Genomic DNA, 23,437 nt, shown 5'->3' with positions numbered 1-23,437 from the left:
CCTTTTTAAAATATTTCATATCTATATTATGAAATGTTGTATGTTTTAGTTCATAGCCAAAAAAAGAAGTTGTTTTAACTGATGAACATAACATGAGCAGTTACTGATTGTTTGCGTACATTCCACAAGCAATATACTGTTGACACAAATTTTAGGTTTGGATTTGTTTTAGATGTTCATGCTAAGGCATTAATAAATGGCTACATGTACCCCTCATATAAGAAATGCTTTTTACTGTTTTTTTAGGAGTACGTATTAAACAACTCTGCTTGTCGAGTTGGTAACGCTTTACAGGTTTTTCTTATACATTTAAGAAATAAGTAAGAATCAAGTAATAAATTAGAGAGTTTTCCTTTTTATAATAAAATTAGATACATCGTAAGGGGAGGTTATAAATGATATCTATTAAAAATAACTTAATATAAAGGTATGAAAGATAAGAGGTTATTTCTGCCTTCCGTATGTATGTTAACAAGGGAAGATATATGTTTTTTTTGGTCCCAATGAGCGGGTAAAACGATTGTTTTAAATAAGAAAAGGAGAGGGAAAGTAATTATTTAATCTTAAAAATCGGAATAGTTCATTAATAGTGGGTAGACATGCTGATATTTTATCAGTGTACAGAATCAACATGAAAAAGGTGCAAGATAGATTGTTGAAATCGCTATACAGGAAAATGTGAGAGGACTTCCTTCGAATCTTTTAGTGTTAAGGCAAATAATTTACTTCAAGGATTACTCGTAATAGCGCTGATGCTCATAGCAATTCAGGCATCTAAAACAATGAATGGTTAAACATTAAAAAAGAAAAATCAGAAATGGAGAGATGGACAATATGAAACAAGCAACAATGATGGAAGAATTTAAACAATATGCTGGTGAAATTACGAAGAAATATCAAATTCCAGGCTTTGCAATGGGCTTAGCAAAAGACGGTCAATTATTTTATGAAAAGGGCTTGGGCTATCGCAATGTAGAGAAGGAGCTACCCTTATCCTCTGATACGGTATTTGGAATCGGTTCAATAACGAAGTCATTTACATGTGTGGCCATTTTACAGCTACAAGAGGCTGGGAAATTGTCTGTTCACGATGCTGTTATAAATTATTTACCAGAATTTAAAACGAATAATGAAGATTATACGAAACAAATGACCATTCATCACTTTATGACGCATACTGCAGGATTACCTCCTTTACAAACATTAATGGGGGCATTACGTAACAGTATAGAGTTGGATCCGAAATTTGAAGAAGATAAAAAGAAAGAAAATGAACCTTCTAAGCGCCCATCTATTGATACCTATGAGGAACTGATGGAAGACATTGCGAACGCGGAGTTTCAGCTACTTGGTGCACCAGGTACAGAGTTTAGCTATTCAAATGACTGTTACGCCCTTTTAGGTACTATTATTGAAAGAGTAAGTGGAATCAAATACGAACAATATATGAAAGACTATATTTTAGATCCGGCAGGCATGTATCAAAGTGTATTTCATTTAGAAGAATTAAATGGACACGAGGATATTGCAACCCTTTATGATTCACGGGGAAAAGCGGAAGAAACAATCGTGTTTGAATCGAATAATCCTTGGGACGCGCCCGCTATGCGTGCAGCTGGATTCTTGAAATCTACTATAAACGATATGCTTAAATACGCAGAAATCTTCAGAAATAATGGCAAAGTAGGCTCAGCACAAATCTTGACACCAAAGAGCGTTGAATTAATGACAACTCCTTATATACAATGTGACCCTGAGAAATATTACGGATACGGCTTAATCATCATACCAGACTTTTTTGGCTATCAACTGATAGAACATGGAGGATCCATTAAAGGTGTGGCAGCCCAATTGAACATGATTCCAGAATTGGGTTTAACAGGTATATCACTAGCAAACTTAGCAGGAGTACCATCTACTCAACTATTATATAGTGCATTTGCACAACAACTGGGTAAATCTGTGCACGATACTCATTTTAGTTTAAAAGAAATGGATATATCACTTGTTAAATTAAAGGAATATGAAGGTGAATTTGTTTCTGGTGAAGGTTCGCAAGTGAAACTTCATGTTGAAGCGGGGAAACTGCATATGAATTTTGACGGAATTCAGACAATAATTAAAGCAATTGCGGAAGACACATTTTTAGTACAAGTTATGGACTCGAATTTGATGCTGCGTTTTAAAAGAGATGAGGATGGCACAATCGTAAGGATTAAATTCGGATATAGACAAATCCCAAAGGTCAAGTAAGGGGCGTAGTTTGGTTTTAAACATTTAAAAAACCTTTCTTCATTTATCGAACGGGGTGCAATAGCGTAACGAAAAGACTGTCATGGGCAGTCTTTTTTTATGTAGCAAAAGGGGGAGGTTAGGTGATAGAATAATGGGTTTTGATGGTAATATAAATGTTAGGGGGAGATACTGATGACTAGAATCGTCTCGTTTATTCTATTATTTTTATCTGCGTACACATTATCTGTTCAAGCGTTAGATTGGGCTTATCCTTTTGTGGTTTGGAATGGCAATGTTTATGAAGTGAAAGAAGAAAAGGTAGTAGAGAGTCAAATTGGCAAGAATATTGGCGCAGTAAAAACAAGACCCAATGATATGACTGGAGATTACTACGGAGACGCTTCAAATGCGTATTCTAAAGGAACGAAGTATTTTGCAATGAATGATATATCTACTGATACTACAATTGCGGTCGAAGTGGGAGACAAGCAGTGGCAAAAAGCTGTATACGTTCACGAGGCACCTTTTCATTGGATGGATTTATTCACAAAAATTCTACCTATTGCTATTCTAATATCAATTGTCCTTATCATGGTATTACGCTTTAAAAAAAGAAAAAAAGCTACATGAATTAATTTCATAAATAGTTTTTCTATAAAGAAACACGAACATTTTTGGTAGGAGCGTAAGGCGGCTACTCCAGCGGGAAAAGTAAGCGAACCGTGACCCTGGACTGAGCGTAACGAAGGAAGCGGATCGGTGCTTGCCCGCGGAAAGCGTCCGCCTGTAGCGGAATATACCTATATGATAGGAACAATTCCTTTATTTTTCTTAATTAATATTCGCCTTGATTGATATGAAAGTGAATGATGAAATTGATTCAAATATATACTTAATAACAGGGTGCGTTGATCTAAAAGGATTAGCGCTTTTTTATTGAACTTCTAGTACTAGGAAGCACAGTAGATAAATTATAGTGTCTCATTATCATCAAACGGTTTTTTTCATGCGATAAGCATTTTTAATTTTATGGAACTTTACTCCATTTCATTCGTATTACAGTAAAACGCAGAGGAGAAAAGTAGTATTTATGTAGTAAACGATATTTTAAGCTTCTAACAAGAACGATGCTTCACGACACGATCAAAATAGTTTTAGAGTAAAAAATATCAAGGGGGGAAGAATATGACACTTGTGATTATCCAATTAGTTGTTATCCAAGTAGTTTTACCTGCCGCATTCATTATTTCTTTATGGAAAGGGTCTTTCCATAGTAAGATTCAATGGATAGTACAGGCGATGTTTACTGTCTTCTATACATCCTGGATATTTTTTTCAGGGCCATGGAATTGGTTTAGTTATTACTGGCGATTCATATGGCTAATGTTATTGTTACTAGCGGTCTATAAATCTTGGAAAAAAGTAAAATCCTTTCCGATGCATACTAAATTCAACCGTAGTCAGAAATGGTCGCTTGCTATCAATGGGGGGCTATTACTTATTTTTGGATTTTATAATGTTTTATTATTCAGCGGATATACAACTCAACATCAGGCGATAGAACTCGACTTTCCGTTGAAAAACGGGACATATTACGTTGGTCAGGGTGGGAATCATGTGCAAATTAATTATCATAATGCTTATCCTGCACAACAGTACGCGCTGGATATTACTAAACTAAATAAAGTAGGAGTGCGGGCAGCTGGTATTTACCCGAAAGAACTTGATAAATACGTCATATACGGAGATGAATTGACGAGTCCTTGTACCGGTGAGGTGCTAGAAGTTCGTAATCATCTGCCTGATTTAACACCGCCCAACGCAGATTCTGAAAATGCAGAAGGAAATTATGTCAAACTTAACTGTGAGGATGTAAATGTCTATATTGCACATTTGCAAAAAGACAGTGTTGTTGTTGAAGAAGGAGATGTTTTACAAAAAGGACAACAAATTGGATTAGTCGGGAATTCAGGTAATACCTCAGAACCGCACTTGCACATTCATGCGGAAAAAGACGGAGTAGGTGTGCCAATGCGCTTCAATGGAAGATTTCTCGTAAGAAACAGCTTGATTTGGTAAGTAGAAGTTACTATAAGTTGTTGCTGCTACAGAATAACCAGCTACAGGCAATTAAAATGAAGTGAAGAGGGTAATCGATTTGGAAACGTTTATCGCACTAGGCTTTTTTCTAAATCCTATATTTGCAATTGTTTTTTGCGTTAATTTAGTTAGTATCATTCGGAAATTATCTAAAGATAGTGGTGCAAAAATGAATAGAAATGCAGTGTGGTTAACTATCTCATTCACTTATATTGTAACAATTCTGACTTGGATGTGGAGTATATCCTATTAATTGATTGGGCCTGGAATAGTAAAAGTGAAATAGCGCTTATTCTACGCCTCTGTAGAGTCAGCTCTGTTTTTACCGAAGACTATAATTATGTCCAAAATTAAATTAAGTAAAGGGACACTACTAACTGAGAAGACCAAAGTATTTTAGGTGAAGGATCATTTGTGGCTATTAGTTTTTTATAGGCTGTCTATTTTTCTTGTTTTGCACGTAAAGTTAAACAGCACAATCAGTGGCGAGGAACTTTGTGCTTGTCGTCAAATGGCATGTTGTATCTGTTCTAACGTTTATGGGCTTTTATTTCGAGTAAAATACGCAGAGTCAACGATTGCAAGTTTGCTTGAGCTGGAATGAGCCTGTTTTTTTGTGAATACTCGTAGTTATTGCCGAGAAATCGATTGTGAGGGTACAGCGAATTATATGGCAGTTGGTGCATTATTTGCATGAATAATTTTAATTAGAGTGTTTTTAGCGAGAACTCTGCAGTACAAATGACTGTGATATTTACCATTAAACTCGTGGTAGTTGTGAGTGGTCATGCGGAATGGGTACAGTACTTTACACGAGTGTTCAAGGAAAAAAAGTGAAGACTACAGACGTCACCTATAATTTTGATGCATCGTTATTATAGCATAATTTTATTATTACTTTTAGAAATACACATGTTTTTATTTGATTATTTCTCGGGAAATATTAGCAGGATAATGGCTGTAATGGTGGTGGTTATCGCGCTTTAAATGGCGTTATGACGATTAGGCATTCAGTACGTCTCAATAGTTATAGTAATGATGAATTTATGCAATATCCTAATATTCTAACTTTTGTTGGAGTGATTGACATAAATGCTTACTTGGTTGCCTATTTCGCTTGTTGGCATAACCCTTTAAGAATCAGTGAGGATGGGGAAAACAATCCCCACTGATTGAAGTTTCACTTTACTTTCAGTGTCATTCGTTTCATTTTGGAAAAAAGGCGGTATCAGAGAACGTGTGAGCGTTATAATAGAAGCACAGGGAGGGAAAACTGAATGTATTTAAAATCATGTAAGGTGTTGCAGGACGACATTGATGATAAACACGTTTATCCGTTTAATATACCGAGTTTGCAGGAACTAAAAGAGCTAGAGTTTCCAACAAATGTGACGTTTTTTGTTGGGGAAAATGGCTCTGGTAAATCCACCTTATTGGAGGCCATTGCAGATCGCTGCGATTTTAATACAGCAGGTGGTGGACGACAGAATATGTATGATGTACATAAGGCAGAATCGGCCCTTGGGGAACACATTCGTTTATCTTGGTGGCCAAAAGTTTCAAACGGCTTTTTTCTAAGAGCGGAGACGTTTTATCAATTTGCTAGCCATATTGACTTGTTAGAACACCCAAATAAGTATGCTGCTTACGGCGGCAAGTCTTTACACCATCAGTCACATGGTGAGTCGTTTTTATCGTTGTTTATGAACCGTTTCAGAGATAAGTCGATTTATTTACTGGATGAGCCGGAAGCGGCATTGTCACCGACACGGCAGCTGAGCCTACTTAAAATTATGAAGGATCTAGAACATGAGGCACAGTTTATTATCGCCACACATTCACCGATCTTATTAGGCTATCCGAATGCGACAATTTATAGTTTTGATGAAGGAGAAATTGAATCGATTCGCTACGAAGACACCATACACTATATTGTCACGAAACGATTTTTAAATGCACCAGAAACTATTTTTGCTGAGTTATTTGATGAGGAGAGGGAATCATGAATCAACGTAAAGGCTTAGTCATGAGAGAAATTCGTCTAGATGAAATGGCACAGTCGATTGATTTGCTAAATTATGTGTTTCAAATGTCAATGTCTATCAATAAGGATCGTCGGTTTGTGAATGCGAAAAGCAAGCAGTTTGACGTAGGGCATGCAATTGGTTGGTTTGATGGCACCCAGCTAGTGTCCCAAATATTAAATCTACCATTTCAAGTTAATGTTCATGGCAAGCTATATGAAATGGGCGGCATTACAGCAGTTGGGACGTATCCAGAGTATTCGGGGCATGGCTTAATGGAAAGTCTCATTATGGAATGCCTACAGCGAATGCGTGATGAAGAACGATATATATCCTATTTATTTCCATATTCTATTCCGTATTATCGGAAAAAGGGTTGGGAAATTATGAGTGATATCGTGGAATTTCAAGTCAAGGATACACAGCTTCCACATTATCCAGGGTTAAACGGTAAAATCCGTCGTGTCGATCCAAAACATGAGGATGTCGTAACGATTTATGCCCGCTATGCGAAAAAAACACATGGTGTGATGGTACGTAATAGTATTGCATGGAATGAAAAATTCCAAGAGGATTTTTGGGAGGAAAAGTTCATTGATAGTGATGTGAAACTGCAGGCTGCTGTCTATTACGATGAAGAAGATGATCCACAAGGGTATCTGTTTTACCGCATCATGGAAGAAAATTATTATATAGATGAAATTGTTTATTTACAGGAAGAGGCACGAAAAGGGTTATGGAATTTTGTGTCTGCCCACAGCTCCATGGTTTACAATGTTTACGGCAAAACGACGGGGAACGAAGCAGTCGCATTTTTACTAGAGGATAGCGAAATTATTCAAAAAGTATCGCCGTATTTTATGGCGCGTATTGTAGATGTGAAGGAATTTTTACTGCGTTACCCATTTATAGGTAACAACTTTCAGCTTCGCTTAGCAGTTAGTGATCGTATTGTAGCTTGGAACAATGGCACGTTTATTGTAACGGTACAGGATGGTGAAGTATCGGTCGAAAAGTTGAGTGAGCTATTGTCCGAAAACGCGATTCAACTCACGGTGCAAACGCTAGCGACGATGCTATTAGGTTATAAGCGACCATATTATTTGGAGAAAATCGAACGTTTACACGGCAATGCGGTCGACATTGCCTTACTCGAGGCGGTGCTACCTGTAGGGATTCCAACGTTTATCGATTATTTTTAATGCGTTTCACATGAAAGAAGGAATTTGCACAAGAAAGCTCCTGTGTAGATTCCTTTTTAGTTGCCACAAAATAGGTGCGTCACTTGCCCTTCATTATGGCATAATTAGTGAATGGGGGGATTGATTGTATGCCAAAATGTATTGAATGTAAGAAAAAATGGACATGGAAGCAGTCAATGCGGTCGATTGTGACATTTTTCATGGATGGCTATTGTTTTCTTCGAATCATATAGTAGCTGTTCTATTATTCTTCATTGCAACGGCACTTGCAGGTTATTTAATGGGCTGGATCAATGAAAAAAATCAAATGGGTCCATTATTTCAAGTTGGATGATACATAGCATCGCGAATATTATGGCTTCTTTCGTGGCCATGTTTCCTGTCTTTTAATCGTATAAATCTTCACTGGGTTGTAATAGCAATAGCACGATTTGCTTTTCAGTGTGTTCCCTTGCATAATAATGTGAGAGGTGTTTACTGGTGAATGTCATAGAGAAAACGATAAAAGGATGCTTGATTGTTGGTTTTGTCATGCTAGCCGGACGTCTAGTAACAGCAATCTGCACGTACTATGGACTTGATTTTCCGACATTTTTTACAGACTATCATGTCGTATCCCTCGTCATACTAGCAATAGGGATTATCGGTAGTGAGATAATAAATGTTCGAAAAAGGAAAGGACGAACGTAAATGACGCAATGGCCAAAGGGTGTAGCAAAGCCAGCAATACGGGCCTTAAATGCGGCGGGTTATACAGAATTGAAGCAACTTAAACAGGTAGATTTAACTACATTAAAGGATTTACATGGCATGGGACCAAAAGCATTAGCTGCCATTGCAACGTCACTGAAAGAAAGTAGGAAGTCTAGTGAATAAGCTGACATTGTTTTTACTCGCAATGGTGGTCTATTATATCATTGTTGTTTTTGTGATTAGTAAGTTATTTGTCATTCCTCTTATGAAATTTATGGCACTCATTTTTTTTCTTGGGGCAGGCTTTATTTTCACACGGAAAATGCGGAAGAAACTACAGTAGGAGGTTTTTATGAGAATCGTTAAACTAACTTTATTTTATATCGGCATTATTGCTCTGGCGATGGCATTATCTCTGGCAGGTGTGCGCATGTCAGTGGCACTCGGTTTTTTTGCGGTAATTGTAACCGCAATGATTTACAGACATATACATATTTTATATCGAACGAATAATATGCAACAGGTAGATAAATTTGTGAGAGACCGTCAAAAGCAGCCATTTTTTGCTCATATTTATGCATTGGCTTATGGGACGAGAGCAGATCAAATTAGGGTACTGGCAGATGTAGCGGGTAAATATAAACAACCAACGATTAAATATAATTATTTATTTAATAAAGCACTGCTAGAGGAAAATTTGGAAGCAGCTAAGGAAGCGGCTAAGCATATTGATAAGGACCCGATTAAAAGTTATGCGGCCTGTTATATTGCTGCACTTGAGGGGCGGACTTCAGATATGCATAGTGATAAGTTAACACAGCCGTGGATGCAGCCAGCGATTGAAGCAGCCTATGCACATAAGCTAAAGGATAAACAAGAATTTGAACGATTTGCAGGAAACTGTATAGACGCCGCACGTGGTGTACAAAAATATGCCTTAATACATACCTTTGAGCAAATGAAAACGGACATAGTAAAAAGCTAGTGCACATAATGACAGTGCCACTAGCTTTTTGCTTTTTTATCGAGTAAAAGTCCACGAATAATGCCAGAAATAAAAATAATAAATAACAGGGCAAGGAAAACATAGGCTTGCCATTGGTGCAACAGACGACTTCGCCCAAAAGCGACCATTAAGTCATTCAAGAGTGAATACGTAAAATATAGCAGAATACTATTTTTAATCAGGCAGAAAGTGAGAATACCATTTTGTCTCTGGGCATGTGAAAGGACGGGCTTATTTTTCCGTTTCACAGGATAAGCAGCTTTTACTTCTAAATAGTGCAATAGTAAAAACAGCATCAAAGCCACAAAGGGTAAATAAAAGATAGCAATTTTCGGTCCGAATTGTGCATGGTCACTCGTAAAGCTGTGTAAAATTGGAATGGATGTAGGCAGCTGACGATATTGAATAAGCGTTGCTGCAAGTCCAGCAATAAAAATGGTAGTGACAATCAAGGTCAGCTGGTTACAGAAACGTGGTGTAGGTGTTTTTTGATGTTCGTGCATTAGGTCACCTCGGAAATCTCATCTTTTAAAATAGCATTCTGTTATACTGTAACATAAGATTTACATATTGTGCGTAGCAGGAAGAAGGATTACATGGAATACTTGTTATTTTTATTGATTGGAGTTGCGGGTAACGTGATTGGCACGTTAGTCGGAGGGGGTGGATTAATTACATTACCCACAATGATGTTGATGGGGGTACCGGTTCACTCAGCGATTGGGGCGAATAAGGTGTCCAATATGGTCAGTGCTTTTTCAAGCTTTTATACGATTTATAGAAGAAAGGAATTATCTTGGGCAGAAATGCGTTCTGTGTTATTAGTGTCCTTAGTTGGTGGCACACTTGGCGGGCTATTCGCCTCATATATAAGTAGTCAAACATTGACTCTAATTGCGATTATTCTACTTGGCTTTGCACTTGTCATGTCCTTTATTGGTGGGTCAGACTTTGGTAATAAGGAAAGTTTTACGATGAATCGCATAAATGGATCAATTCTGCTCGCTGTTGGCTTCTATGATGGATTATTTGGCCCTGGTAGTAGTACATTGGCGCTGTATACATATGCACATCAAAAAATAACGTACATGAAAGCGGTTGTTTTATCTCGTGTTGGTGTTTTTGCTATGTGTTCAGGAGCAGCGGTTACCTATATTGCAACGGGTAAAATTGAATGGTCACTGACACTAGTGTTAATGGTCGGGTCGATTATTGGCGCGCAAATTGGCATTGTCCTTGCAAGGAAGGTAAAGGCAAACCACGTAAAAATCCTGCTGCGCGTTGTAACAATTGTGCTAATTCTACAGCTTGTCTATGATTTCTTCACACAGTTATAGGGAGGGGTAATATGTTTGAAATTACACCATATCCAGCTTTTTCGTGGTCATTTTCACGACATAAAACGTTAACGAGCTGTTCCAAAAAATATGGCTATGAATACTATTTTGCACATAATGGCTGGCTAAGCTATAATGTGGAGCCATTCCATCAGCATGTCTACCGCCTAAAAAAACTGCAGTCGATGCCGATTTTATTTGGGCAGATTGTCCATCATTTGATTGAACAGACGATCACTCATTATATTCAAACTGGTGAAGTCACGTCACTTGCTGAACTTGTCAATCGTGCACGTGGTCAGCTAAATGCAGCATTTATCGATTCTACAAGGCATGTGGATTTATGGAGACAAAAGCCCAATAAATTTTATATGATGCAGGAAATCTATTATGCTGGGCGACTTAGTCCTGAACTAGTACATGACTATAAGGAACGATTGGAAGCGGTGTTGGAAAACTTTCTACAAAGTGAGACGTTGCAGCGAATCACCGCACGAACGGGCTCTTTACGCATTGGTGAACCCGAACAATTTCGTTCCATGAAGATCGAGGATATACAAGTTTTTGTCGTAATGGACTTTCACTATTATGACGATCTGGAGGATAAGTGGGTCATTATTGACTGGAAAACGGGCGGGGAATCCGAGGACGATCGTCAACAATTAGCGCTCTATGCCTACTATATTCAACAAAAATATGGTGTAGCGCTCGAACAAATTGATGTTTACAATGAATACTTATTGACGGGACAACGAAAAAAATACACCTTTACAACGTTTGATATGGATAATATTTTGCACACTTTTCAACGCAGTGTGTTGGAAATGAAAAAGTACCAAGCTGATATTTTCATCAACGAGCCAGTGGATTTTGAGGACTTTGAAAAAACCCTTGATGACTGGCGGTGTAAGGGCTGTAATTATAAAGAATTATGCACTCAGTTTTAAGTTGAATAAATGAGCAAGTGACCAAAAAGTGACTAATTAATTTAAATCATCAAAATGGTCGCTTGCATCATTTTTATCCTTGCTTGTTAAATGGCTATAGGTGTTGATTGTCATGTATATAGGCGTGGCCTAATTGCAAAATTTTTAGTTTTCTAATTTCAATATCAAATTGAAGCGTTTTGTCTACATAGATAGTATGATTTTCAAAATCAAAAGACTCCAAGCAATCCTGCTACTTCTGCTAATCGAAGTCCAACCATGGCAGCCAAATTAATCTGGACCTTGTGTTTAGGGTATACACCTTCTAATACTTTGAAAAGATGTTTTAACTGTTCTTCACTGTAAAATTCTTAGTCCTTCTTTTTAGGGTCCAATCGGGGAGATTTAATGCCATCCATAGGATTTTCCTTAATTAACTTCCATTCAATCGCTTTAGAGAAGACGTTTTTTAAAGCTGTATATTGCCCTTTTGCTACACTAGGACATCTCTCGACATTTCATCAGATGTAGTGTTTTGATGTTAGAAAGTTTACAATCCCCTAAATCCTCTAGAATTCCATGTTTAAGCTTACTTTGTAAGTATCTATTGTTTTGATAGATAATTCAGCTTTGACATACAAATCCATCCATCGGTCAATAAAATCTCTAAATTTAATATTCTCAACTTTTTGTAGCTTTTCATTTTCTATATTTGCTACTTCGATTTCGAAATCGGTCATAGTCTTATTTATAGCACGATCTGACATTGATTTCATACGAACGGTTTTAGTATATCTAAGTCGTTCTCCAGTATCTTCATCATAGCCATGTTCAACAGTGACTTTTATTCGTGGTACTCCTATTTTAGTTGGAGGTAAGACTGTGTAACTTCATTTGAAAGCAATTAAATAAGGGGAGTGGTTAATATGGGAGAAAAAAGAATTGAATACACAGGTGAAGGCTGTTCGTTATGGGTGAAAAATAATTCGGATGAAGAGATTTTTCACTTCGTGGTCAGCGAATTTAAACAAGAGGTTAACGGTGGTATCGAAGATGAAGAAAAGTCCGGGTTAGTACTAAGTATCGAGGACATGAGGGAATTTCAAAAGGTACTAAGGGAGTCTTTGGAACATGAAAGACAACAAAAGCCTACCTCGTGTATGCCTTAAAGTAAGAAATGAGAAGGTTAAAGCAGAATAATGAGGTGGTAAATGTGAAGCAAGCGTCATTATGCCATACAAAAACGAATGGGTGCAGGAATACATTGAAGAAGGCTGGCACACCAAGAAAGTGTGGGCTTTATCATGAAAGCAGAAAAGCTTGAAAAGCGAATTGACATATTACAGAAAATCGATGCTTTGCAATCGAAATGTGAATGTACAAGCATTTCCACATCGGTAGATTGTAAGAATTGTATTGGAGCTCAAAAAGCTAGGTGTTTAATTATTTAAATACACAAAACCTCGGAGACGAATTGATGTAAAAAATGAGTTGGAGTTGCTTAGTTGAAAGAAATGGTGCAAGAAAAGGGTGCATAAAACAGTAAAGAAAAGAGGAGTAATTCCTGCACTAAAGGTTAATCACTCCTAACTATGAAAATCTATTCTTTTGAAGTTTTGAAACGAAGAGAAGCTTTACAGGGTATTTTTATCTCTAGACAATAGGACTTAACATTTTAAGGATAATAGAAGCATTTACGTTTATTTGTGTGCCTCCTGCTAAAGTTTGCAGGATTACTGCTGCGGCAGAAGAATGATTTCTTAGTGTAAGAAACCCGCCGGATGGTATAGAAATTATAACCTGACCTGTGTTTTGTTGAGTACCAGCTCCTGAACCATAGACTGCTTGCGTAACCGGTGCACCATTTAAAAATAGTGTGAATTGGTTAGGTTCAACACCTGATACGATGAAAGTAACCTCGTAGATTCCCGGTGTGGTAACAAAAATTTGAGAGGTTCCAGGGACGTGCGTAATTCCAGGTGTAACTATGCCTGTTGAATCAAAAATAATATCTGCCTCTACAGCTACAGTTTCAGCGCTCAGATTATATATATATCCATATTCGCATAAACCGCTACATGTTGTTGGTGGTGTTACTGGAACGCCGCCAGTAATTCCACAGAGATCGACAGCTCTGAATGGTCCTATTTGTTTTCCGCATAAACAGGATTGTTTATTACAGTTACTACAGTTATCCATTTTTCCACCTCCATTTGTAGTATTATATTCGTGTGAAAAATGGAGTAAAGGGCAATAGGCTAACAATCAACTAAAATCATTCATTATTGATTTTTTATTTTAAAGGAAGTTGAGTTGCATGATTAAAATTAATTTATATAAATGTGAAGTGACTGCATAGGATTAATCGAAAGAAAATGTGCTGGGGAGGAAGATGATTGGCTTTGGAATGGTGGGATAGCAAAAAGCAATTACAGTTTGGGGCGATGCAAAAGCAGCTATCCCGAAACTAATATATGTAATGCGATTTTAAAACATTACAACTATAAATATGTGTGAAAAGCAATTTTGAAGATGAAAAAGGTCCGAAGAAAAGATGCTGGGACATAAATAGTTTCAGTTCACGTAAAAAATCGAGGTTGCATCATGCAATCTCGATTTTTGCGTTTGATTTTGACATTATGTAGTGGAGGATTATCCTCGCACCGCATATTTTCTTAAATTTACGGCCATTAATGCAAGGCCGATTTCGTTCTCAGCTTTCGATTTTCCACGGACAGAAAATCGTGTGAAACCTAAATTAGCTTTCAAGAATCCGAAAACCGGCTCCACGTCAACTTTGCGTTGACGGTAAATCATAGCCGTTTCTTCTTCTGAAAGCTTCGCTCTTACATATTCTTTTTGCTCTTCCCATTTCTCATTGACCATAGATGTCCTTTTTTTATGCCTAAAATTATGAATAGATTTAATTGAAATAGAAGTGTTTCAATTGTTGTTCGGAGCGAAGGCTGGAGCCGTGCCCGTGGAAAGCGTCCGCCGTAGCGGAGAAAAATGACTACGAAGTAGACTAAAAAAACAAAGCCTCGAAGATTTTACTAATCGTAAAATTTTCGAGGCTTTTCATTTTTGAGGTGAGTTGTTTTGTCCCAGCCTCGACGGTTTGGCAGGTAAATAAATATTATTTTTCTGGATAATCTACATGTAATGGTGGTGGAACTAACCAACCTTTAGTCTTATTAAGACGTAAAAGTTTTGCGCCAAGCAGCGCTTTACTTGTATGGAATTGACCGTACATTAATGCAACATCTTCTCTAGTAGACATGCCCATTGCTTGACTACATGCTACTAATCCAGCAGCAAGGTCTACTGATAGTGCAGCACTAATTTCAGGATCATTAAATTTTGCTCCAGGAGGAATGTCTTCAATTCTTGCTACCGGACGCTCAGGTGGTGCAGGAGGTAATCCAACTCCGTTAGTTTTTAATATCTTTTCTAACGGTTTCACTTCGTCTCTTAAGACTTGGATGATATCTTCAATGACTTTTCTCAAATCTTCATCACCAGCGTGATTATAAAATGTTTGATATCCAGCGATTAAGCCGTTATTTGTAGCTAAATTTGTCCAGACACTAAACACTTCACCATAATGTAATGGTTCATCTTTAGGATTTCCACCTAATATACCCATACTTGCACTTCCTTCCTTTTTTTCGCTAATTTCAAACAAGGATAGTATGGGTAAAATCAGAAATATAATTCAAAAAAAACAAATTTATTGAACAATATGAGGTTGTGTAACGTTTCCCTATAAATGTTTATGCATGACATGGGAGGGCTGTCATTACTGAGCTGAAACGAATTGTAGTCTCAAAAATGCTTAAAGCCCCTGTAAAAGGTATAGGAATTCCAATCAAAGGGACTCCGCAAGGAGGATTCTTTCACCTCTCCTGTCCAATATTGTACTAAATGATTTAGATTGGTGGATTATAATGGGGGCGATTGTTCAATAGAGCAGTTGCTTTTTACTAATGAAGCAGGTTTCTTCAATAAGCATAGATGGATTTTCGTTAATTTTAAATGGTAAATTTATAAATATTTGGAACATATAATTGTTTCAATCGTATTAAAGTAAATGGGTAGTTTAGTTCGATTTAAATAAGGGGTGTTTAAAAAATGACTATATTTAGAAATAAGTATTTTGCAGGAGTTTTATGGATTTTAGTTATCGTTTTATTTGGTGTCGCTTTTTTAACGATTTCATCGAGTTATTTCAATACTAAACAAATAAATTTTGCTAGTACTCGCTGCTATGAAAAGGGTGGAAAAGTTATATTAGAAATCCATAATAATTTCACAAGTGAATACTCTTTCGAGTGTAAAAAATAAAAAACTTTGTGTTTGAGGAATTAAAGTTAAATGACTTCCTGGTTTCTTATTAAGCTAACGGAGGGAGATTGTTCAATTAGAGCAATCACTTCTTGTGCTAACGGAGCAGAATAGCTTTGTAAGAATGATATATAAATCGACTGGTGAATAAAGCGTTTTATATAAACAAAGAGAACGGCGGGGTTCAAAATGAAATCAATTTTAGTTATGGGTAATGTTATATCTAGTGGTTTTGTTGCATTATTTATTTCTTGTTTTTTGCAGAAGGGGCATTAGGTGAGGTTGATGCTTTGACACCAGAATTCTTTTTAATCATACTAATATGGGCTTTTGGGTACTATTGATGTGGAGATTTATTTCCAAAGACAAATTGGAAAATGCTTCTAATATTAAAATTATATTGAGTAATTCTCTGCTTTGGTTAACTATCCCTATCGGTTTAAAGATTGCGTTTCAATTTATATAAGAAGATTGGAAAAAATATAAAAAATTAAGTTGTTTTCTCATTAAAGTAACGGGTGCTTTAGTAGAAAATCTTTGAGCTGTCAGACGGCTCTTTTTTCTTATTCAACTAAAAGACCAGGTTAGTTCAATAATGGTATTGTTAAAGAACAATAGAAAGAATGGAGTGAACGACGATAGATTTAGATCAATATTTAAATAATGCTTTTCCAGGACTTACTTTGGCACCTAGTCTTTATCAATTTAAAGATGATGGTAGCCTGAATCTCGAAATGTTTGACTGCGTATACAATCAAGCATTGTCTATTTTTAACGAACTTTTCTCTGATTTGGATGAAATTTTTCTAGTTACGAATGTTTATCAGCACAGGTCTGATGAAATTAAGAAAAAGCGAATAAAGGTTTTTAATCGCTTTTTAAAAAATAAAGATTTAAAACTCCATTTAAGACAAGAAACTTTGCCATATGTATTTGATGATGAAGAAGCAGTCGATTATTATACTTCTCGATTTTCCTTAAAGTGCTGCAAACACGATTTTAAATACCCATTACTTATTAAAGCAGCGTGCAATGAGGATTTCCCCTTAAAACCAAAATTCGGTCCAGTTTCAAACTATCCAGATGTGTTTTTTATAAATATCACTAAAAATGTGATTTTTTTTATTTATGATGATAGAGGATGCGAGGTCATCGCAACTAATAATGAAACCATATATCCTTTATATGAAAAATACGGTGATTGGATTGATGAGTACTCACGAGAAGAGATTGTTAAACGTTTTAAATAAGGGTGTCATTATATAATTCTCACTTCTATATTAACACTTGTCCTAAGAAAAAGGTTTATACGTCTTGTTAAACTCCCATGAAAGAACGTGAAAATCTTTCATTTTCTGTGGTGTAGTGTTGATTTTGCGCTACATGGATGGCTAACGGGTTGTTTTCGTTGAATAATCCATAAAAAAGAAGGCCACTCCGTGAGGGGGGTTTTTTTGTATTTGTAATTCGTCATTTGAAACGCATAGCAGTGTTCTGTGCTGCTATACAATTGATTAAAAGAACGTGATAGTCGTACACAAATAAAATGTAGGCCAAATATAGGGAACTGGCTGGAATGGTAGAGAGGGGATAGAAGATGGCTCTTTTTGAAATACAAGGAGATAAGAAAAGGGGGTTATACCAAAAATCATTTTCAATGACTTTAGAATAACTCCGAATTTTTACTGGTTAATGTTGTGGAAAATATTCTTGACCGTTTATCGTTAATTTAGAAGCTGAGATAAGAATTTCTTCATTTGCTTTAATATATGGGTCTAGAATTTTGTGAAAAGCATCCCATTTTTCTTCTGCTTTTTCAAGCTCCTCTTTTTTATTAAGTGCTAAGCTTTCTTCATAAAGCTGTTTTAATTGCTTGCTATCGGCTTCACTCACTTCGAAATCAAAGTCAGCCATGTATTCCTCAAAAGTGGAAGGCTTATAGAACTGATCAAGGATTTCATAGAATTCATTCCATTTACCACGCGGTTTTATGTTATTGTTTATTGCCCTAGCGCATGCACAGCTCTTTCTTTTCTCTACTGAACGACAAGTTACAATGATGGACAAAATAACGGTGTTATTTTGTCAAATTTTTGTTGATGGACGTGCCTTCCCTTTATAGCGTAATGCAGTGAAAAGGGATGAATGGTCCTGCTGAGACCTTTTTGAGGAAACGTTCCTCCTTAAAGTAAGGATTGATTATACGAGCCCTTCTACTTAACAAGTTGCAATGAAGAATAAAATTATACAGATTGAGCGTGTCTCAACAAGAGAGGGCGAGGAAGTCAGTAACGACATGGTTTGCCCTCCACAATTTGACAACCGATTATCGAAGTCGTTTTATCTCTTTCTTGTTAAATAGCTTCACAGGTTGCTAGTATGAAAGACTTTGTAACGGCTAAATGTAATCTTCAATAGTACTCGGGATAAATTCATCAATCGTGGAAGTCAAAGTATAAAAGTGATAACCATGAACAATAGTGCAATGTGAGCAGCGTTAGACAACTGACTTTTAGGATAAATGGAAAATCAAATCCAAATAAATTGAATTTGATGTATTATTAACGGAGTAGATTAATTCTAGAAAAAATTTATATTCATTAGGGAGAAATGTTCATTAATAATCCCTAGTTGAAAAGAAAGGAAGTAGATCGATGAAACAAATCATTGCTCTTGGTGGTGGTGGGTTTTCTATGGAGCCAGATAATCCTTTGTTGGATAGATATATCCTAAATCAATCTGGGAAATCAAATCCAAAAATTTGTTTTATTGCAACAGCAAGTGGAGATTCGGAAAATTATATTTCTCGATATTATCAATTCTTTGAAAACCAGCATTGTCAGCCTTCTCACTTATCATTATTTAACCCACCTACAAGAGACGTAGAAAGCTTTTTACTAGAAAAAGATATTATTTATGTTGGTGGTGGTAATACCAAGAATTTATTAGTTCTATGGAAGGAATGGGGATTAGATGTCATTCTAAGAAAGGCTTGGGAGCAAGGAATTATACTAGCAGGTATTAGTGCTGGTTCCATTTGTTGGTTTGAAGAAGGGGTTACCGATTCTTATGGAGATGGACTAGAACCATTAAAGTGTTTAGGATTTCTAAAAGGTAGTAATTGTCCCCACTATGATGGAGAATCCGATAGAAGACCTACTTATCAAAAACTTATCTCCACTAATAAAATAAAACCTGGATTTGCAACAGATGATGGAGTTGCTATTCATTTCATTGACCAAGAAATCAGTAATATTGTTAGTTCAAGACCTAGAGCGAAGGCATATAAAGTGAATAACGATGAGAAAATTATAGAGATAGCACTTGAAACGAAATATTTAGGTTAATACGAAAAATAGTACATACTAGTCTTATTAAACAAACAAGGGCTTAGTAGAATAGACCATAATGAGACCACTCCGTGACAAGTGATTTTATTTATGTTGTCTAATTGTATGTGTATCAGCTGTGTAGGACAAATGTTAGTGCAACGTGATAACATTCCGTAAACGATAGTTCGATGTGAAACAGTGTTTATTAAGGAGCGTATTCAGTATTTTGAATGCGCTTCTTTTTTCAGATGGCGAACAAATAATAATCGCAATAGGTAAGGGAATGGGCAAAAACTAATAGATTCAGCCGATAAGAATCCTTTTCAGAAGGTGATGTATCAAAGTCATTTATTAATCTGAATATGTAAATAGATATCCTATTGCATTACCCAGACTTCAATAACTTGGTCTTTTGTGTAACTTCAACACTTATAAGTTATAGCTCTTTTGAACAACTAGGGCAAAAATAATACTGGCAGCATGAAGTATTACAAGGGATGCCAGTAATTACAAGGAAGATCTTTTGCATTTTATTTTAATCGCAAAAATCAAAATAAGTGCACCATATTTTTTTTATATACAGCAAACTTTGACATAGCACAAGGAATATTATTGCTCTTAAGGGCTGGATTGTCTTGCTTTATCCTTCAGGCTGATATATAAAGAGCCGTTTGTTTGAACCTGCGCAAAATAGATATCTTCAACGGATTGGACATTTTGTTTTTTTAATTTTTTTATAAGCCAATCTTCTGTCAACTCAAGCTCCACAAGGTTTTCGTAAATAAGTTGGCCATCTGAAACCACCTCTGTTGGTAGATAGGTTGGTGGTGAGACATCCGCTTTAACATCCTGTTTCGTTGCAACTTGTTCAGAGGTTTTTTGTAATACACTTAGCGCACCGTTTGTTTCAAGGATTGCATATTGTACATCTTGAACGGAAAAAATAGATCGCTCTCGTAGCATCATTGTTAGCTCATCCATATGCAACCGATTTTTCTTTAGCCCAGATTCCAAAATAAGACCATTTTGAATAACAATAGTTGGCTTATCATCTATCAGGACACGAGCTTTTTTAGATTTTATGGTAAGGATGGTCATTAAATAGGTTAAAACGCCCCACCAAATGAGCGCGATGAGTGCATCTAAAAAAGGTGTTTGAGCCTGTGATGCAATTTGGGCAGCGATGGAGCCAAATGAAATACCTGTTGTATAGTGGAAAAAAGTAAGTTGGCCAAGTTGTTTTTTTCCGAGGATTCTAGTTAAAATAAGTAGCACAAAAAAAGAAATGATGACTCTAAGTGTCATTTCCCAAAATTGAGCGTGAATAAAGTCTCCCATACATCAATCAACTCCTAAACTGCTGTCAAAAAATAGCTTGTGCAGAAAGCTCAATAGTATGCGACAATCACCAACAAAAAAAGTAATAAAAAGCTTGATGAAAAGCATGAAAAGTCAAATTTGTTTCTACGTAAGGGAGCCAAAAAGAAGTATATAAAGAAGTCCCTCCTAAAGTAGAATACTCGCTAACACCAGAAAGGAAAAGCTTTATCCCAGTACTGGACATTATAGGAGAGTGGGCAAAAACTATATGAATAAGAAACAAAAGGAACAAAAATCCGCCACACCAAATAATCATAATAACGGCTAGAATGATGAATGATTTCTTCAAGAAAAGGGCGCTTTACTTGAATTAAGTAGGCATTCATTCGTTTGGTTGGTACTATTCAGCAGCGAGAAAATAACAAACAGATAGCTAATGGCTCATTTTTTTCTTATGGAATCCATATTTCGATGAATATCTACATGTTTATAATCTACTATAAATATTGAAGAAGATATGGATAGGAGAGAAATAAAAGTGAAAAAAATGACTGACGTTCCCAATACAGAAATTATTAACCCGAAAATTCTATACTACGGAACTCCTGTGATTTTATTAAATTCGCTAAATGAGGATGGAACAGTAAATATTAGCCCCCTGTCATCATCATGGGCATTAGGGGATTGTATTATATTGGGCGTTGGACTTGGGGGAAAAGCGATTGAAAATTTAGCGCGACATCCTGAATGTGTGATCAATATTCCGAGTCCTTCATTATGGGAGAATGTTGAAAAATTAGCTCCTTTTACAGGGAAAAATCCCGTTCCAGAATATAAGAAGAACAATGGATTTACATTTGAAAAAGAAAAATATGATGTTAGTTCATTAACACCTGCTTTGTCTAAAACAGTAAAACCTACACGTATTATAGAGTGTCCAATACAAGTTGAGGCAAGGGTTCATCACATACGAATTCCTGATTATTCTTCAGATTTTGCAATTGTTGAGACGCAAGCTATACATGTACATGCCCATCAGGAAATCATTATTGGAGAAAATCATATTGACCCAAATAAATGGAGCCCACTTATTTATAATTTTCGTCATTATTTCGGTCTTGGTAATCAGTTAGGAAAAACTTTTAGATCCGAGATATAGAAATTTTATCTTTTATAGTCGTACTTATATTATACACGATGACCAGGTTCAATTAATTTTGAGCCTGGTCTTATTTCGTTTATTTTGAAAAATATTATCAATGTTTCAGTCGAATGATTGATGTAAAAGTGACTGAATTTTACTATATTATTTCATAAATACATATGAATAGGAGCATGTTTAAATGATAAAAGGTTTATACGAAGCACATTTACCAGTCAGTAATTTAGAAAACGCTATTGCATTTTATAAAAAGTTAGGGTTAAAACTGGCATCTAAAAAAGGAAAAGTGGCTTTCTTTTGGATCGTGAAAGGCGAAAGCTGGTTGGGTTTATGGGAAAGTGAGACTGTTCAATTACCATATCATCCATCTATCCGACATTTAGCGTTTAAAATTGATGAAGAAGATTTTAAGCATGCGAAAAAATGGTTGAAATCGATTGGAATCGAAATTCGCACAGAATTTGCCCTTACTTCCGACCAGCAACCCCTGGTATTATCAAACTATCCTCATGCACATGCTGCACTCTATTTCTCAGACCCAGACGGTAATTCATTAGAATTCATCACACCCTTAAGATTAGATGATGTTGAGGATTTTAATGAGATGTCTCTTGAAGAGTGGAGAAAACGGTAATTATTTGTACGGGCTGTACCAAACAAGTAACGCTCTTTTTGCTGAACTTATATTGTACTAACGATGCAGATTAGTTAAACAAGTAATAAATTGAAAAGAAGAAATAATGAAAAAAAGCATTCAGGGAACTGTCCCTTGAATGCTTTCTCTTCTAATATTTAGAGTGAATTTCCAGTACATCTGTTAGCTGGGCTTTAATACCAGGGGATAGATGCCCGATTTTGTCCGTTTATTAGACGCCCATTTTTCTACGGGTATTGCTTGTTTTTTTCGCTTGCTGGCTTTTCATTTTTTTAGTTGAAAGGTCGGCATTCTTTTTTCCATTATTAGTAGATGATTGGTTCTTTTTGTTTTCAAGCTGCTTTTTCACTGCCTCTTGCAAGCTGATTTTCTTTTTTGGTGCTTCGGATTGATTATTCTCAGTCATAGGAAATTCCTCCTTTTTGAACATGTTAGTCCAGTATAATCTATTTTCACTTATTTGTGAAACATTGCCCTTAAAATAACGGGAGCTTCGTTGAATAAGCCCATCGACCGCTCGGATAAGGTGGAAGAATCGCTCAGGTAAGCCCAACCATCGCTCGGGTCAGCAGCAGAACCGCTCAGTTAAGCCCATCCATCGCTCGGGTCAGGAGCAGAACCGCTCAGTTAAGCCCAACCATCGCTCGGGTAGGTCGAAGAAACGCTCAGGTAAGCCCATCCTTCGCTCGGGTAGGTCGAAGAAACGCTCAGGTAAGCCCATCCTTCGCTCGGGTAGGTCGAAGAAACGCTCAGGTAAGCCAGTCTATCGCTCGGGTCAGGAGCAGAAACGCTCAGGTAAGCCCATCGACCGCTCTGATAAGGTGGAAGAAACGCTCAGGTAAGCCCATCCATCGCTCGGGTAGGTCGAAGAACCGCTCAGGTAAGCCCAACCATCGCTCGGGTCAGGAGCAGAACCGCTCAGGTAAGCCCAACCACCGCTCGGGTAGGTCGAAGAAACGCTCAGTTAAGCCCATCCATCGCTCGGGTAGGTCGAAGAAACGCTCAGGTAAGCCCAACCACCGCTCGGGTAGGTCGAAGAAACGCTCAGGTAAGCCCAACCATCGCTCGGGTAGGTCGAAGAAACGCTCAGGTAAGCCAGTC

General features: G+C 36.7%; 23 protein-coding genes and 2 pseudogenes. 18 read left to right on the top strand and 7 right to left on the bottom strand.

The window, feature by feature from the left end:
* The first annotated feature begins 834 nt into the window (after positions 1–834).
* The 9 genes from ACOMCU_RS12740 (at position 835) to ACOMCU_RS12700 (ending at position 9,239) form a co-directional block, all read left to right on the top strand.
* The gene (locus ACOMCU_RS12740; protein WP_219363799.1) at positions 835–2,253 is read left to right on the top strand and encodes a serine hydrolase domain-containing protein; all 1,419 of its coding nucleotides are present in this window, start codon (positions 835–837) and stop codon (positions 2,251–2,253) included.
* 174 nt (positions 2,254–2,427) lie between these two features.
* Complete coding sequence (locus ACOMCU_RS12735; RefSeq protein WP_421050403.1) at positions 2,428–2,865, top strand: hypothetical protein; 438 nt, start codon at positions 2,428–2,430, stop codon at positions 2,863–2,865.
* Between the two features lie 555 nt (positions 2,866–3,420).
* Positions 3,421–4,314: a M23 family metallopeptidase gene (locus ACOMCU_RS12730; protein WP_010861112.1), complete on the top strand. Its 894-nt coding sequence runs from the start codon at positions 3,421–3,423 to the stop codon at positions 4,312–4,314.
* A gap of 1,298 nt (positions 4,315–5,612) precedes the next feature.
* Positions 5,613–6,341 carry an AAA family ATPase gene (locus ACOMCU_RS12725; RefSeq protein WP_421050402.1) on the top strand — a complete coding sequence of 243 codons (729 nt, stop codon included), beginning with the start codon at positions 5,613–5,615 and terminating at the stop codon, positions 6,339–6,341.
* Positions 6,338–7,561 (top strand): GNAT family N-acetyltransferase, encoded by a 1,224-nt coding sequence (locus ACOMCU_RS12720; RefSeq protein ID WP_010861115.1) that lies wholly within the window; start codon positions 6,338–6,340, stop codon positions 7,559–7,561. Before ACOMCU_RS12725 ends, ACOMCU_RS12720 begins: the two co-directional genes overlap by 4 nt.
* Positions 7,562–7,718: 157 nt before the next feature.
* Complete coding sequence (locus ACOMCU_RS12715; RefSeq protein WP_421050401.1) at positions 7,719–7,895, top strand: hypothetical protein; 177 nt, start codon at positions 7,719–7,721, stop codon at positions 7,893–7,895.
* 146 nt (positions 7,896–8,041) lie between these two features.
* Positions 8,042–8,251, top strand: a complete 210-nt coding sequence (locus ACOMCU_RS12710) for a hypothetical protein (RefSeq protein ID WP_010861119.1) — start codon at positions 8,042–8,044, stop codon at positions 8,249–8,251.
* Positions 8,252–8,437, top strand: coding sequence for a hypothetical protein (locus tag ACOMCU_RS12705; RefSeq protein WP_010861120.1), 186 nt, complete (start codon positions 8,252–8,254; stop codon positions 8,435–8,437).
* 169 nt (positions 8,438–8,606) lie between these two features.
* Entirely contained in the window at positions 8,607–9,239 is a 633-nt protein-coding gene (locus ACOMCU_RS12700) for a hypothetical protein (protein WP_421050400.1), read from the top strand.
* 20 nt (positions 9,240–9,259) lie between these two features.
* On the opposite strand, the gene ACOMCU_RS12695 is transcribed toward ACOMCU_RS12700, so the two are convergent.
* A complete protein-coding gene (locus ACOMCU_RS12695; protein WP_421050399.1) occupies positions 9,260–9,763 on the bottom strand; it encodes a DUF1648 domain-containing protein in 504 nt (167 codons plus the stop codon).
* A gap of 93 nt (positions 9,764–9,856) precedes the next feature.
* Here ACOMCU_RS12695 and ACOMCU_RS12690 point away from each other — a divergent pair, with 93 nt between their 5' ends.
* From ACOMCU_RS12690 to ACOMCU_RS12680, 3 genes are all read left to right on the top strand, one after another.
* Positions 9,857–10,597: a sulfite exporter TauE/SafE family protein gene (locus ACOMCU_RS12690; RefSeq protein ID WP_421050398.1), complete on the top strand. Its 741-nt coding sequence runs from the start codon at positions 9,857–9,859 to the stop codon at positions 10,595–10,597.
* 11 nt (positions 10,598–10,608) lie between these two features.
* The gene (locus tag ACOMCU_RS12685) at positions 10,609–11,544 is read left to right on the top strand and encodes a PD-(D/E)XK nuclease family protein (RefSeq protein ID WP_421050397.1); all 936 of its coding nucleotides are present in this window, start codon (positions 10,609–10,611) and stop codon (positions 11,542–11,544) included.
* Positions 11,545–12,449: 905 nt separating this feature from the next.
* Positions 12,450–12,692 carry a hypothetical protein gene (locus ACOMCU_RS12680; protein WP_010861128.1) on the top strand — a complete coding sequence of 81 codons (243 nt, stop codon included), beginning with the start codon at positions 12,450–12,452 and terminating at the stop codon, positions 12,690–12,692.
* 484 nt (positions 12,693–13,176) lie between these two features.
* Here ACOMCU_RS12680 and ACOMCU_RS12675 read toward each other — a convergent pair whose 3' ends face one another.
* From ACOMCU_RS12675 to ACOMCU_RS12665, 3 genes and pseudogenes are all read right to left on the bottom strand, one after another.
* The gene (locus ACOMCU_RS12675) at positions 13,177–13,722 is read right to left on the bottom strand and encodes a collagen-like protein (RefSeq protein WP_421050396.1); all 546 of its coding nucleotides are present in this window, start codon (positions 13,720–13,722) and stop codon (positions 13,177–13,179) included.
* A 453-nt stretch (positions 13,723–14,175) separates the two neighbouring features.
* A pseudogene (locus tag ACOMCU_RS12670) lies at positions 14,176–14,418 on the bottom strand (transposase); the annotation flags it as partial.
* A 241-nt stretch (positions 14,419–14,659) separates the two neighbouring features.
* Complete coding sequence (locus ACOMCU_RS12665; RefSeq protein WP_421050395.1) at positions 14,660–15,169, bottom strand: DUF3231 family protein; 510 nt, start codon at positions 15,167–15,169, stop codon at positions 14,660–14,662.
* Between the two features lie 485 nt (positions 15,170–15,654).
* On the opposite strand from ACOMCU_RS12665, the gene ACOMCU_RS12660 reads away from it, so the two are divergent.
* Positions 15,655–15,867 (top strand): hypothetical protein, encoded by a 213-nt coding sequence (locus ACOMCU_RS12660; protein WP_010861457.1) that lies wholly within the window; start codon positions 15,655–15,657, stop codon positions 15,865–15,867.
* A 638-nt stretch (positions 15,868–16,505) separates the two neighbouring features.
* Entirely contained in the window at positions 16,506–17,117 is a 612-nt protein-coding gene (locus tag ACOMCU_RS12655; RefSeq protein ID WP_421050449.1) for a DUF3885 domain-containing protein, read from the top strand.
* 439 nt (positions 17,118–17,556) lie between these two features.
* Here the strand turns inward: ACOMCU_RS12655 and ACOMCU_RS12650 are convergent, their stop codons facing one another.
* Positions 17,557–17,781, bottom strand: a complete 225-nt coding sequence (locus ACOMCU_RS12650; RefSeq protein WP_421050394.1) for a hypothetical protein — start codon at positions 17,779–17,781, stop codon at positions 17,557–17,559.
* 740 nt (positions 17,782–18,521) lie between these two features.
* Between ACOMCU_RS12650 and ACOMCU_RS12645 the strand changes: the two genes are divergently transcribed.
* The gene (locus tag ACOMCU_RS12645) at positions 18,522–19,214 is read left to right on the top strand and encodes a Type 1 glutamine amidotransferase-like domain-containing protein (protein ID WP_421050393.1); all 693 of its coding nucleotides are present in this window, start codon (positions 18,522–18,524) and stop codon (positions 19,212–19,214) included.
* A 603-nt stretch (positions 19,215–19,817) separates the two neighbouring features.
* Here ACOMCU_RS12645 and ACOMCU_RS12640 read toward each other — a convergent pair.
* Positions 19,818–20,537 (bottom strand): DUF421 domain-containing protein, encoded by a 720-nt coding sequence (locus ACOMCU_RS12640; RefSeq protein ID WP_421050392.1) that lies wholly within the window; start codon positions 20,535–20,537, stop codon positions 19,818–19,820.
* A gap of 191 nt (positions 20,538–20,728) precedes the next feature.
* On the opposite strand from ACOMCU_RS12640, the pseudogene ACOMCU_RS12635 reads away from it, so the two are divergent.
* The 3 genes and pseudogenes from ACOMCU_RS12635 to ACOMCU_RS12625 all read left to right on the top strand — a co-directional run.
* Positions 20,729–20,791: pseudogene (locus ACOMCU_RS12635) on the top strand (transcriptional regulator); the annotation flags it as partial.
* Between the two features lie 275 nt (positions 20,792–21,066).
* Complete coding sequence (locus ACOMCU_RS12630) at positions 21,067–21,678, top strand: flavin reductase (RefSeq protein ID WP_419185175.1); 612 nt, start codon at positions 21,067–21,069, stop codon at positions 21,676–21,678.
* Positions 21,679–21,862: 184 nt separating this feature from the next.
* Entirely contained in the window at positions 21,863–22,315 is a 453-nt protein-coding gene (locus ACOMCU_RS12625; protein WP_010861452.1) for a VOC family protein, read from the top strand.
* A 232-nt stretch (positions 22,316–22,547) separates the two neighbouring features.
* Here the strand turns inward: ACOMCU_RS12625 and ACOMCU_RS12620 are convergent, their stop codons facing one another.
* Entirely contained in the window at positions 22,548–22,742 is a 195-nt protein-coding gene (locus tag ACOMCU_RS12620) for a hypothetical protein (RefSeq protein ID WP_010861451.1), read from the bottom strand.
* Positions 22,743–23,437 lie beyond the last annotated feature (695 nt).

Origin of the sequence: Lysinibacillus sp. UGB7, assembly GCF_049058285.1 — a bacterium.
Taxonomy (GTDB): Bacteria; Bacillota; Bacilli; order Bacillales_A; family Planococcaceae; genus Lysinibacillus; species Lysinibacillus sphaericus_B.
Note: the sequence above shows the minus strand (reverse complement) of the source record. Positions and strands in the feature narration are given on the sequence as shown.